The organism is Azospirillum sp. A26 (assembly GCF_042604635.1).
GTDB classification, from domain to species: Bacteria; Pseudomonadota; Alphaproteobacteria; order Azospirillales; family Azospirillaceae; genus Azospirillum; species Azospirillum palustre.
The window spans coordinates 846,228-858,674 of sequence record NZ_CP170473.1; the positions used below are offsets into that span (position 1 = coordinate 846,228).

A 12,447-nucleotide genomic window follows, 5' to 3' on the forward strand; every position below is an offset into this window, starting at 1 on the left:
CCGGGAAAATGACGGAAGGATGAAGGGCGACGGCTCACGCCCGGCCAAGCGGCGTCACGCCCGACCGAGGATCAGCGCGACGCCGCAGACCAGCCCGATGGCGATGCTCCACTTGTCGCGGGCGGCGAACACCACCGGGTCGTCGTGCATCAGCCCGCGGTGGGTTTGCAGCCATACCCGCCCGATCCAGAAGAGCAGCAGCGGGCAGATGATCCACAGCGCCTGCGGCTGGTCATAGACCCGCCCGACCTCCGGGCTGTTGATGTAGAGCGCCATCACCAGCACCGAGAGGAAGCCGGCCGACACGCCGATGGATTGCAGCACCGGCATGTCGGCGGTCACATAGCCCCTGCCCTCCGCCTGCCCCAGCCCGAGCTTCAGCATGCTGTCCATTTCCGAATAGCGCTTCACCATGGCGAGGCTGAGGAACAGGAACATCGAGAAGGCGAGCAGCCAGAAGGAGGGGACGATGGCCGTCGCCGTGGCGCCGCCCAGCACCCGCAGCGAATAGAGCCCGGCCAGCAGCATCACGTCCCAGATCACCCGGTTCTTGGCGAACAGGTTGTAGAACAGCGACGAGGCGGCATAGGTCGCCAGCGCCGCCAGGAACAGCGGCGGCAGCGCCACCAGCGACAGGACGAGGCTGGCCAGCAGCAGGCCGGGGATCAGCGACAGGCCGAGGTCGAGCGGCAGGTCGCCGGCCGCGAAGGGACGGCGGCGCTTGCGCGGGTGGCGGCGGTCGGCCGGCAGGTCCAGCAGGTCGTTCAGCACATAGATGCTCGACGCGCACAGCCCGAAGGCGAAGAAGGCGGCGACGGCCTGGAGGGTCGGCCCGACCTCCCCAAGCTTCTGGCCGGCCACCAGCGGCACGAAGACCAGCAGGTTCTTCAGCCATTGGTGCAGGCGCAGCGCCTTCAGGATCAGCAGCAGGCGTGGCCGGCGCGGGGTGGCGATGGTCTCCAGCGGGCACAGCGTGGCGGCGTGGCGAACCACCCCGGCCGCGGCGTCCACCGCAATGCCGCGGCGGGCGGCGCGCCAGACGGCATAATCGGCCTCGTCATTGCCCATGTAGTCGAAGATGCCGGACGGCACCTGCGCCCGGATCGCCTCCAGCTTGCGCTCACTCTTCAGGTTCAGCCCGTCGCTGCTGGACAGCACCTGATCGAACAGGCCGAGATGACGGGCGATGGCATCGGCATAACGGTGATGGGCCGCGGTCGCCAGCACCAGCCGCCGGCCGCGCTTGCGCTCCGCCTCCAGCCGTTGCAGGACGGCCGGGTTGTAGATCAGGCCGGCCGGGTCGATCTCCACCCGGCGGGCCAGCTCCGCCTTCAGCCGCGCCTTGCCGCCGGCCAGCCAGACCGGCACCAGCAGCGCCGCCCAGGGCTGCGCCTTGATCAGGCCGAACAGCGACTCATAGAGGAGGTCGGTCCTCAGCAGCGTGCCGTCGAGATCGACGAACAGCGGCGGCTCCTCGGCGACCGGGGGCGGCACCGGCGTCCCGGCGGCGGCACGCGGGAGCGCGACGACGGACGGCGCAGCCTCCTCTACCGAGGGGACAGGACCGCGCCCGACCGTTCCCTCGACGCCCCACAGGGCCGCTGCGGCGCGGTCGTGCCGGCCGGCCAGCACCGGGATCAGGCCCAGCAGCATCAGAGTGGCGAAGAACAGGTAGGATTGCAGGATGTTCAGCGGCGTGTCGGCCAGCGCGTTGACCGGCCAGAACAGGACGTTGCCGGCCAGGAAATAGGCCACCGCCAGCAGCGTGACCGCCCCGGCCGGACGCCGCAGCCCGGGCTCCAGCAGGATCAGGAAGGCGAGCGCGAAGGCCGGCAGCAGGATGCCGTAATGATGCACCCAGGCGACCGGCGAACCGACGGTGAAGCAGATGCCGGCGACGACGAAAGCCAGGATCCGCTCGGCCCCGCGGTCGCGCCGCCGCCACAGCAGGCCGAAGCCGACGAAGGCGAGGCCGGAAACCTGCGTGGCGATATGGACCACCGGGTGATAGGGGGCGAAGGCCTCCGCCGACCACTCCAGATTGTTGCCGTTGTGCAGCAGGCGGTTGACCAGCCCGTTGACGGTCTGGTTGACGTGATAGCTCTCGCCGTGGCGGCCAATGAACAGCAGGACCTCAAGGTAATCGACCATCGGCGCAAAGCCGTAGAACAGGGTCGCCAGCGCCACCCCCGGCACCACGATCGCCGCCCAGCCCGCCGCCATCCGCCAGTCGCCGCGCAGCGCCGCCCAGGCGAGGAACAGCGACATCTGCGGCTTCATCAGGGTCGATGCGCCGAGCAGGGCTCCGCACAGCACCCGCCGATCACGCAAGAGGGCGATACAGGCGAAGACGAAGGCGGCGTTCAGCCAGACCTGCACCTGCCCCAGCGAGAAGGCCTTCAGAACCGGATAGAAGCACAGGGTGGCGACGAAGCCGAAGCCGCCCAGCAGCACCTGGGTCAGCCGGTCGTCCCGCGCGCCGGGCAGGCGCAGCCGCGCCGCCATCTCCAGCACCAGGATCGCCATGCCCGCCGCGGTCGCCAGCACGAACAGCAGGTTGACCCGCTCGAACGCCACGAGGTTCAGCACCCCCAGCGCCTTCATCGCCTCCAGCGGCAGCAGCGAGGTCACCGGATACTGGAACTTGATGTGCTGTTTGAAGAACACCCCGTCATAGACATTCTCGCCCGGCCGTTCATGCAGCCAGTCGAGCGCGGCGATCATCGGGTCCCAGCTGTCGACCGGGATCAGGTCGGGGTTCTCCAGCACGAACAGGTTCTGGATGTCGGTCAGGTTGCTGGCATGGCCGCCGCGGTGCAGCGCCAGCCCCAGCAGCCCGGTCGTCAGCACGATGAACAGCGACGCCAGGATGATGCTGCGCTGAACCCAGCCCACGCTTCGCAGGCCTGTTCGAAGGGACGGGATCGCAGGTTGCATGCTCATGCTTGGCCATCCATCGGTTGCCCATCACTTTTGTCGCGACACGGCCCCGGCTCCGGCTCACCCGCTCGGGCGGCGCATCGGGCGGGGCAATCGGCCAGGGCAATCGAAGGCGTGCCGCGGCGGCAGAAACGCCATGTCCGCGGAAGCTACGGCTCCGTGCCTTGACTATTTTCAAAGGAGATAACAAAGTGCAGCGACGCCCAACCGGCGCCAAACCGCCGCATGGCGACCGCATCTTCCCCTGCCTCTCCTCACAGGGTCGAAAATACACTGCGGTTTTGCTTTGAAAGTCTTCGATTACGTGTGCCGCCGGCCATAAAGGGATGAACGACGACCTTGCGTTTTTAAGCGCATCCGCCAAAAGCGGGCTGCACGGTGGTGGCAGAGCACCGCACCCGGCGACCGGCCGGCGAGGGGGATCGCACCGCTCGGGGTAGGACGGGCGGTGGAGGGCGCGGACGGGCCGGTCTTTCGGGCCGAACTTTCGAATGTCCGGGGCTGGACGGCTCACGAACGGCGAGTCGGCCGGCGCGACCCGCTACGGAGCGAACGGACGCCAGCGAGCGGGAACGGCGCAGGAACAGGGAACCAAAAACGGAAAAGGGCTGCCGGCGGATGTCCCCGCCGGCAGCCCCTTCGCGCGTTGCCTTGAGAGTGCGATCAGACGTTCAGCAGCAGGTTTTCCCGCTCCCACGAGCTGATGACCCGGTTGTAGGCCTCGTACTCCGTCTGCTTCACGCAGGTGACGGCGTCGATGAAGCGTTCGCCGAGGATTTCCTTCAACGGCTTGCAGGCGTTGAACTTGGTCAGCGCCTCCGACTGGTGGCGCGGCAGCGTGAAGGCGAGGCGGTAGGCGGAGCCCTTGATCGGGTCGTTCGGTTCCAGCCCCTGGGTCATGCCGACATAGCCGCAGGCGAGCGACGCGGCGATGGCGAGATAGGGGTTGGCGTCGGCGCCGGCCACCCGGTTCTCCACCCGGCGGGCGTCGGGCTGGGAGACGGGGACACGCAGGCCGGTGGTGCGGTTGTCACGGCCCCAATGCACGTTGATCGGCGCATCCGAGTTAGGAACCAGCCGGCGGTAGCTGTTGACGTTCGGCGCCAGCAGCGGCATCACGTAGGGCAGGTATTTCTGCAACCCGGCGATGTGCGCCATGAACAGGTCGCTGTCGGTGCCGTCGGGATTGCTGAACAGGTTGCGGCCGTTGACCGTATCGACCACCGACTGGTGGATGTGCATGGCGCTGCCGGGTTCGCCCTGCATCGGCTTCGCCATGAAGGTGGCGTAGATCTGGTGGCGGATCGCCGCCTCGCGCGCCGTGCGCTTGAACAGGAAGGCCTGGTCGGCCAGTTCCAGCGCGTCGCCGTGGTTGAAGTTGATCTCGATCTGGGCGGCGCCGGCCTCGTGGGTCAGCGTGTCGATGTCGATGTCCTGCTTCTCGCAGAAATCGTACACCGCCTCGAAGATCGGGTCGAATTCGTTGACGGCGTCGATGCCGAAGGCCTGCCGGCCGCTCTCCATCCGGCCGTTGCGCCCGACCGGCGGGACCAGCGGGTAATCGGGGTCCTTGTTGACCTGGACCAGGAAGAATTCCAGCTCCGGCGCCACCAGCGGCTTCCAGCCGCGCTCCTCGTAGAGCGACAGCACGCGCTTCAGCACATGGCGGGGCGACACGTCGACCGGCCGGCCGTCGGCATAGACGCAGTCGGTGATGACCTGTGCCGTCGGCTCAGTGTACCAGGGGACGAAGCGGATCGTCCGTTCGTCCGGGATCATGTAGATGTCGGAATTCTCGTCCGAGGTGATGTCCTCGTCGTCGGGGAATTCACCGGTCACGGTCTGGACAAAGATCGCCTCGGGCAGGCGCAGGCCGCGGTCGCGCAGGATGCGGAGGAATTTTTCGGCAGGGACGATCTTTCCCCGCGCGATGCCCGACATGTCGGGCACAAGACATTCGACTTCGGTAATGCGGTTCTTCTTGATGAAGTCTTCCATAAAACCCATGGGTATGGCGGACCGCTCCGGACTATGGGCAGCCCCCTCCGTGCTGTGGACGACAGCGACACTATGACGCCGTTCCGGCGGAACGCGCCAGAGGGTTCCGCATGACGGTTCGGTGAAATATCCGCCTTTCCGTTGACCTCCCCCATCGGCTCGGACTTAACTGCGGCCATGCCGAAAGCCTCCTACCTGAACAGCTGGTACGCGGCCTCCGCCGCTCGCCCTTCCGACCGACCGGCCCTGGAGGGAGAGACCGCCTGCGACGTCTGCATCGTCGGCGGCGGCTACACCGGCCTGACCGCGGCGCTGGAACTGGCGGAGCGCGGCTTCGACGTCGTCCTGCTGGAGGCGGAACAGTGCGGCTGGGGCGCTTCGGGCCGCAACGGCGGACAGATCATCACCGGCTACAACAAGCCGATGGCGACCATCGAGGGCTGGGTCGGCAAGGAGGATGCCCGCCGCCTGTGGGAGTTCGGCGAGGAGGCGAAGGCCCAGCTGGCCGGGCGGGTGGAGCGCCACGCCATCGCCTGCGACCTGACCTGGGGCTTCGCCTATGCCGCGCTGAAGCCGCGCCACATGCAGGACGTGGCAGCGCTGGAACGCGAGATGCGCGACGGGTACGGCTATGACCGGGTGCAGCGGCTGGACCGCGCCGGCATCAGCAAGCATGTCGGCAGCGACGCCTATATCGGCGGCCTGCTGGACGAGGGCAGCGGCCACCTGCACCCGCTGAACTACGCGCTGGGCCTCGCCCGCGCCGCCGATGCCGCCGGGGTTCGCATCTTCGAGAACAGCCGCGTGCTGGCCATGGACAGCGGGGCGAAGCCCTGGGTCCGCACCGAACGCGGCCGGGTGACGGCCAGGTACCTGATCCTGGCCGGCAACGCCTATCTCGGCGGGCTGGCCCCGGCGCTCGACCGCACCATCATGCCGGTCGCGACCTACATGATCGCCACCGAACCGCTGGGCGAAGAGCGGGCACGGACCCTGCTGCCGACCAACATCGCGGTTTCGGACATGAAGTTCTCGCTGGATTACTTCCGCCGCTCCGCCGACCACCGGTTGCTGTTCGGCGGCGGCGTCAGCTATTCCGGCGTCGATGGGCCGGGGCTGAAGCAGGCGATGCGGATGAAGATGCTGGCGATCTATCCGGATCTGAAGGACGCCCGCGTCGATTATTTCTGGGGCGGGCGCGTCGCCATCACCATGAACCGCATGCCGCATCTGGGCCGGCTGTCGCCGACCACGCTCTATGCCCATGGCTATTCCGGCCATGGCGTGGCGCTGGCCGGCATGGCCGGGCGGCTGATGGCGGAGACGGTGAGCGGCACCGCCGGGCGCTTCGACGTGTTCGCCCGTGTCCCCCACACCCCCTTCCCCGGCGGACGGCGTTTCCGCACCCCGGCGCTGGTCCTCGCAATGATGTGGTTCCGTCTGCGCGATCTGCTGTAGGCTGGGGAAGCAATCCATGCCCTCCCCCCATCCACCTCCGTCCCCCGCCGAGTATCACCCCCACCCATGACCGACATCTCCAGCAGCGACGAGACTCCTCCCTCTTCGGATGCCGCACCGGGCAAGGACACCGCCCCAGACGCTGCCATCGCCGAGAAGGCGGCGCAGGAGAATGTCCTGGTCCAGCCGATGCGGGACACGCATTTCGATTTCCAGCACAAGGTCTTCAGCCTGCCGGGCGCCTTCTTCTGCCAGGATCCGAACAGCAAGGATCCCGTGCTGAACATGCTGCTGGGCGATCTGAAGGTGGCGCTGGCCTTCCCCACCCTGATGGAGTCCTTCCAGATCGAGGACGGCACCCACGACGCCCGCCTGCTGGAGGTCATCGAACAGGGGCTGGCCTTCGTGAAGCAGATCCGGCCGGGCGAGGAAATTCCCGGCGAGTTGCTTGACGGCCGCGCCTCCTGGTCGGTGGAGGACAAGCACCGCATCGCCGCCAAGGGGCGGCTGACCATGCAGATCGTCTCGTCCTTCACCGGCAACGAGATCATCGTTTCCGACCAGTCGCAGCTGGAACAGCTGCTGGACGATCCGCAGACGCACGAGAAGATGAAGGCGGCCTTCGCCAAGATCGCCGAGCGGCTGAAGCTGACCAACAACCCCGAACAGTACCTGACCGACCGCATCGACGATCTGGCGCAGGAACTGTCCTACATCGAGGCGTTGCGCGACCGCTTCAGGCACATCCGCCGGATCGAGCAGGCAATGGGCAAGCTCGCCACCATCTACCGCACCGACCGCACCTTCTGCAGCGAGCTGAACCGGATGCAGGGGCTGATCCGCAAGCCGGTGCGCGAATACGACATGATCTTCGATCAGGCCGACGCCCAGACCGGCGATATCGTCGGCGCGCTGCGCAACTTCCACCCCACCATCCAGTTCATCCGCAAGATCCGCGACGATCTGCGCGCCAAGCTCTTGGAGTGGGAAGATTTGCTGCGCGGCTGGGACGACATCTCGATGGAACGCTCGCCCAAGGTGGAGGCGTTGCAGAAGCAGACCTACCGGTTCCTGGCCAGCCGCTACATCGAGACGACGGTGTGGAAGCGGGGGGGATGAGCGCGGGCGGCCTCCGCCGACCCTCCCCCTTTACGCCACTCCCCGAAGCTCCTCCGCACGGCTCAGATCCACGCTGACCAGCTGCGACACGCCGCGCTCCACCATCGTCACGCCGAACAGGCGGTCGACGCGGGCCATGGTCAGGCGGTGGTGGGTGATGATCAGGAAGCGGGTGTCGCCCTGCCGCGCGATGTCCTCCACCAGATCGCAGAAGCGGCCGACATTCGCCTCGTCCAGCGGGGCGTCGACCTCGTCCAGCACGCAGATCGGCGCCGGGTTCGACCGGAAGACGGCGAACAGCAATGACAGCGCCGTCAGCGCCTGCTCGCCGCCCGACAGCAGCGAGAGCACCTGCAGCTTCTTGCCCGGCGGGCTGGCGTAGATCTCCAGCCCGGCATTCAGCGGATCCTCGGCGTTGACCAGTTCCAGATAGGCCTTGCCGCCGCCGAACAGGCGGGTGAACAGCTCCTGGAAGTCGCGGTTGACCACGTCGAAGCTGGCGACCAGCCGTTCGCGCGCCTCGCGGTTCAGGCTGGCGATGCCCTGGCGCAGGCGGGCGATGGCGGCAGTCAGATCCTCGCGCTCGCCGTTCAGTCCGCCGATCTGGGCGTCCAGCTCCTCCGCCTCGATTTCGGCGCGCAGATTGACCGGCCCCATGTTCTCGCGCTCGCGCGTCAGCTTGTCGAGCCGCGCCTCCACCGCCCCCGCATCGGGCATCGGTTCGGCGGGGTCGAGGTCGGCGGCGGCGCGCGTGTCCTCCGGCCGGCAGTCCAGCCGTTCGGCGATGCGCTCCGTCAGGGTGCGTTCCTGCTGGAGCGCCGCGGACACCGCGGCTTCCGCACGGGCGCGGGCCTCGCGCCCATCGGCCAGCGCCGCTTCGGCATCGTGCAGCGCCTGCTCGGTCGCGGCCAGCCTGGATTCTGCCTCGGCCAGCGCGTCGGCGGCGCGCTTGCGGTCGCGCTCGGCCAGGGCGATGCGGTCGAGAAGCTCCTGGCGCTCCGCCGCGATCTCGGCCGGCCGGCCGGCCAGCAGGGCGATCTCGCCCTCGGCCTCCGCCGCACGCTGGCGCAGCTCGGCGACGCGGCCGCCGGCCCCGGCGGAGCGGGTGTCCCAGGAGGCGGTTTCCGACTGGATGGCGGCAAGGCGCAGGCGCCGGGCCTGGGCCTCGCGGGTCAGCCGGTCGAGCGCGTTCTGCCGCTCGGCCAGGACGGCGCGGCGCTCGGCCAGGGCGGTGCGCCGGTCGTTGACCTGCTCCCGCCCTTCGCGCGGATCGGGCAGCTGCTCCAGCAGGTCCAGCACCTCGTCGCGGCGGGCGGCGGCCTCGCCCTCCTCGGCAGCGAGCCGTTCCACCGCCTCCGCCAGCGCGGCGAGGCGGGTGGATGCGGCGTCGGCCTCGCGCGCCAGCTTGGCATGGCGGTCGCGGGCGGCGTTCAGCGCGGCGAAGCCGTCGCGCACGGCGTCGCGGGCGCGGCGGTCGGTCTGGGCCGCTTCCTCGACCGTCCGCTTGGCGGCGTCCAGCGCCTCGCGCGCCAGCTCGACCTGTTCCTCGGCAAGCTCCAGCTCGCCGCGGAGTTCGGCCAGCCGGTTGCGCTGCTTCAGGCGGATGGCGGCGGCGGTCGGGGCGCCGGCCTGCACGGTCAGCCCGTCCCAGCGCCATGCCCCGCCGTCGCGGCTGACCAGCACCTGTCCGGGCGCCAGCGTCGCCGCCAGGGCCGCACCCTGGGCGGCGTCGGCGACCACCGCGATGTGGGCAAGCGCGCGGCCGGCGGCGGGCGGGCCCTGTACATGGTTCGACAGCGGCACGGCGCCGGCCGGCAGCGGCGCTGTGGCCTCGTAGGCGGGAAGCATGCGCCAATGCACCGGCGCTGCCGTGTCCAAGGGCGCGGTCAGCGCATCGCCGAGCGCGGCGGCCAGCGCCCCCTCATAGCCGGGCGACACCGTCACCGCATCGACCAGCGGCGGGAACTGCCCGCCGGCACCGGCCTCCAGCAGTTCGGCCAGCGCGCGTTCCTCGGCGCGCAGCCGGGCGCGGGCGCTGTCGGCGGCGGATAGCGTCTCCCGCGCGCGGGACTGGGCCGGTTCGGCCTCCGCCTTCGCCTGTTCGGCGGCTTCGGCGGCATCGCGGGCCTGCTCCAGCCGCTGTTCTGCCAGCTCGACCGCCAGTTCGGCGTCCGACAGGTCGGCACGGGCGGCAATCTCCGCCTCCAGTGCGGCGCGCTGGGCCTGCTGGTCGGCCAGCCGCTTGGCGAGGCCGGCGGCGCGGGCCTCCAGTTCTGCGGCCTGACGCTGGGTGGCGACACGGCGGGCCTCGTCGGTGGCGACCGCCTCGGTCAGCCGGGTCAGCTCGCGGTCGAGCGCGTCGACCTGCTCGCGCGCTTCGGCCAGAGCCTCCCCGGCGGCATCCTCCAGCATCTCCTCGTCGGCCTGCGCCTCGATCAAGCGGTCGCGCTCGGCCATCAGCCGGGCCAGCGCCTCGCCGGCATCGGCGGCCAAGGCCTCCTCGCGGCCGAGGTCGCCGGCGATCTGGCGCAGCCTCGCCTCCAGCGCACGCTGCTGGTCGGCTACGCGTTTCTCCTCGGCGTCCAGCTGTTCGCGGGCGATCACCAGCCGTTGCAGGGCGGAGGCCGCCCGCGCCTCGTCCTGGCGCTTCTCGGGCAGGCCGGCGGCGGCTTCGGTGCGGCGCGCGGCCAGCTGGTTGACGGCCAGCATGCGGTCGCGCACCTCGGCCTCGGCGGCTGCGAAGGCGGCATGGGCGCGGGCGCGTTCCTCCTGGGCGGCAAGCCAGCGCAAATGCCACAGCACCGCCTCCGCCTTGCGGATCTGGTCGGACAGGTTGCGGTAGCGGGATGCCTGCCGCGCCTGCTTCTTCAGGCTTTGCAGCTGGGTGTCCATCGCCCCGATCACGTCGTCGAGGCGGGTCAGGTTGGTCTCCGCCGCCTTCAGCCGCAGCTCGGCCTCGTGCCGGCGGGAATGCAGGCCGGTGATGCCGGCGGCCTCCTCCAGCAGGGCGCGGCGGTCCTGCGGCTTGGCGGAGATGATCTGCGCCACCTTGCCCTGGCTGACCAGCGCCGGCGAAGCGGCGCCCGAGGCATTGTCGGCGAACAGCAGCTGGACGTCGCGCGCCCGCACCAGCTTGCCGTTGATGCGGTAATCGGAGCCGGACCCGCGCTCGATCCGGCGGGTGATCTCCAGCTCGTCATGTTCGTTGAAGCCGGCGGGCGCGGTGCGCGACCGGTTGTCGACCGCCAGCGTCACCTCGCCCAGATTGCGCGCCGGCCGGCTGGAGGTGCCGCCGAAGATGACGTCGTCCATGTCGTCGCCGCGCATGCGCTTGGCCGAGGTCTCGCCCATCACCCAGCGCAGCGCCTCCACCAGATTGGACTTGCCGCAGCCGTTGGGACCGACGATGCCGGTCATGCCGGGTTCGATGACCAGATCGGTGGCATCGACGAAAGACTTGAAGCCCGACAGGCGGAGACGCGTGAACTGCACTGGGAAAGAACCTTCGGTGTACTGGGCTTAGAACAGTGCGGACACTGCAAAACTGTCGCCCGCTCCCCGCCCCCCAGCGTCAAAAGTCCGGGAAGGATCAGGGAGCAGGCATCACTGACAAGGATCTTGAAGACAGACTTACTTCAGCAGCTTGTCGATCGCCTTGGAGAACTCCTCGAACGACTGGGCGCCTTCGATGCGGGCCTTGCCGTCGTTGAGGATGAAGGTCGGGGTCGCTTCGACCTTGTACTGGTTCTGGCCGGTCAGGCGGCTGTTCAGGATGGCGTCGGCCAGTTCCTTGTTGGCGAGGCAGGCGTCGATGGTCTCCTGGCTCATGCCGGCCAGCTTGCCGTACTGGCCCAGCGCCTTGGCCGGATCGGAGGCACGGCTCCAGGTCGCCTGGCTCTTGAACAGCACGTCGGTCAGCGGATAGTAGCGCTCGGCCGGCGCGCAGTGGGCCAGCATGCTGGCGGTGAGGGCGGCTTGATCGAAGGGGAAGTCGCGGAAGATCAGCTTCACCTTGCCGGTGTCGATGTAGGCTTCCTTGATCTTCGGCAGGATGTCGGTGTGGAAGTGGGCGCAGTGCGGGCAGGTCATCGACGAATAGTCGAGGATCGTCACCGGCGCATTCGCATCGCCCATGACGCGGTCGGCCATCAGCTCCGACACCGGCGGCAGGGTGGCGGCAGCCTGTGCCGCCGTCGGCGCGGCGGTCATGGCGGTGCCGAACGCGGCGGTGAAGCCGATGGCCAGAAGCCCGGCCAGCCCGAAATACCTGCGTCCCAGAATTTTGCGGTTCACTTTGCCCTCGTTCCTACCAGATGTTGACGTATAGACAATGACGCAACCATGCGTCCAGCGAGGCGGCTAGCGCGCCGCCCGCTTCGGCCGGGCCATCAGCGAACGGCCGAAGCGCTCCAGCGTGGCGCGCAGTTCCTCGTCCTCGATGGTCGCCGTGGTGGTGGTGATGCCGATCTCCTCGTCCATCGTCAGGGCGCGCGGGCGCACCACCGGCGACGGGGATGAGGGCAGGGCCGCGTGGATCAGCTTGATCTTCGCCACCGCGCGATAGCCGAAGAAGCTGTTGATGCGCTCGATGATCTGCGGCTCCAGATGCTGCAACTCCAGCGCGATGGCGCCCATGGCACGGATGTGCAGCGTCGCCTCCTCCCGCTTGCCGCGGGGGAAGCTGAGCTTGTCGGGGGCAGTGCGCAGCGACAGCTGCTGGCCGACGATGGACGGCCAGTCGGTGATCAACGCGCCGAAGGCAAGCCCGCGCTTGCCCAGCACCTTGCCGGCGACCTCCGGAACGGATTGGCCGATGCGACGCGGTCCGCTCATGCTCTGCGATCACTCCTGTGCGGCCCCGGCCTTCGCGACCGGTTCCGGGTCATGTGGGTTGGCGGCACCCTAGCGCAAGCGTGGGCCGATGCCCAGCGC

The 12,447-nt window shown here is 69.0% G+C and carries 7 protein-coding genes; 2 read left to right on the plus strand and 5 right to left on the minus strand.

Translation table 11 applies throughout. The features are described from left to right. Positions 1 to 54 precede the first annotated feature (54 nt). Positions 55 to 2,943, minus strand: a complete 2,889-nt coding sequence (locus ABNQ39_RS17870) for a UbiA family prenyltransferase (RefSeq protein WP_376962258.1) — start codon at positions 2,941 to 2,943, stop codon at positions 55 to 57. A gap of 660 nt (positions 2,944 to 3,603) precedes the next feature. Continuing rightward, positions 3,604 to 4,947 (minus strand): glutamine synthetase family protein, encoded by a 1,344-nt coding sequence (locus tag ABNQ39_RS17875; protein ID WP_109047704.1) that lies wholly within the window; start codon positions 4,945 to 4,947, stop codon positions 3,604 to 3,606. Positions 4,948 to 5,115: 168 nt separating this feature from the next. On the opposite strand from ABNQ39_RS17875, the gene ABNQ39_RS17880 reads away from it, so the two are divergent. Both ABNQ39_RS17880 and ABNQ39_RS17885 read left to right on the plus strand, forming a co-directional pair. Further along, positions 5,116 to 6,396 carry an NAD(P)/FAD-dependent oxidoreductase gene (locus ABNQ39_RS17880; protein WP_376962260.1) on the plus strand — a complete coding sequence of 427 codons (1,281 nt, stop codon included), beginning with the start codon at positions 5,116 to 5,118 and terminating at the stop codon, positions 6,394 to 6,396. A gap of 66 nt (positions 6,397 to 6,462) precedes the next feature. After that, positions 6,463 to 7,515, plus strand: coding sequence for a hypothetical protein (locus ABNQ39_RS17885; RefSeq protein ID WP_376962262.1), 1,053 nt, complete (start codon positions 6,463 to 6,465; stop codon positions 7,513 to 7,515). 30 nt (positions 7,516 to 7,545) lie between these two features. Here ABNQ39_RS17885 and smc read toward each other — a convergent pair whose 3' ends face one another. From smc to ABNQ39_RS17900, 3 genes are all read right to left on the minus strand, one after another. Continuing rightward, complete coding sequence (gene smc / locus ABNQ39_RS17890) at positions 7,546 to 11,007, minus strand: chromosome segregation protein SMC (RefSeq protein WP_376962264.1); 3,462 nt, start codon at positions 11,005 to 11,007, stop codon at positions 7,546 to 7,548. A 138-nt stretch (positions 11,008 to 11,145) separates the two neighbouring features. Continuing rightward, the gene (locus ABNQ39_RS17895) at positions 11,146 to 11,808 is read right to left on the minus strand and encodes a DsbA family protein (protein WP_376962266.1); all 663 of its coding nucleotides are present in this window, start codon (positions 11,806 to 11,808) and stop codon (positions 11,146 to 11,148) included. A 66-nt stretch (positions 11,809 to 11,874) separates the two neighbouring features. Continuing rightward, positions 11,875 to 12,348: a DUF721 domain-containing protein gene (locus ABNQ39_RS17900; protein ID WP_376962268.1), complete on the minus strand. Its 474-nt coding sequence runs from the start codon at positions 12,346 to 12,348 to the stop codon at positions 11,875 to 11,877. Positions 12,349 to 12,447 lie beyond the last annotated feature (99 nt).

Excerpts from the sequence above, each read along its gene's own strand:
- ABNQ39_RS17870 (WP_376962258.1), bottom strand. The coding sequence starts at position 2,943 with ATGAGCATGCAACCTGCGATCCCGTCCCTTCGAACAGGCCTGCGAAGC.
- ABNQ39_RS17875 (WP_109047704.1), bottom strand. The coding sequence starts at position 4,947 with ATGGGTTTTATGGAAGACTTCATCAAGAAGAACCGCATTACCGAAGTC.
- ABNQ39_RS17880 (WP_376962260.1), top strand. The coding sequence starts at position 5,116 with ATGCCGAAAGCCTCCTACCTGAACAGCTGGTACGCGGCCTCCGCCGCT.
- ABNQ39_RS17885 (WP_376962262.1), top strand. The coding sequence starts at position 6,463 with ATGACCGACATCTCCAGCAGCGACGAGACTCCTCCCTCTTCGGATGCC.
- ABNQ39_RS17900 (WP_376962268.1), bottom strand. The coding sequence starts at position 12,348 with ATGAGCGGACCGCGTCGCATCGGCCAATCCGTTCCGGAGGTCGCCGGC.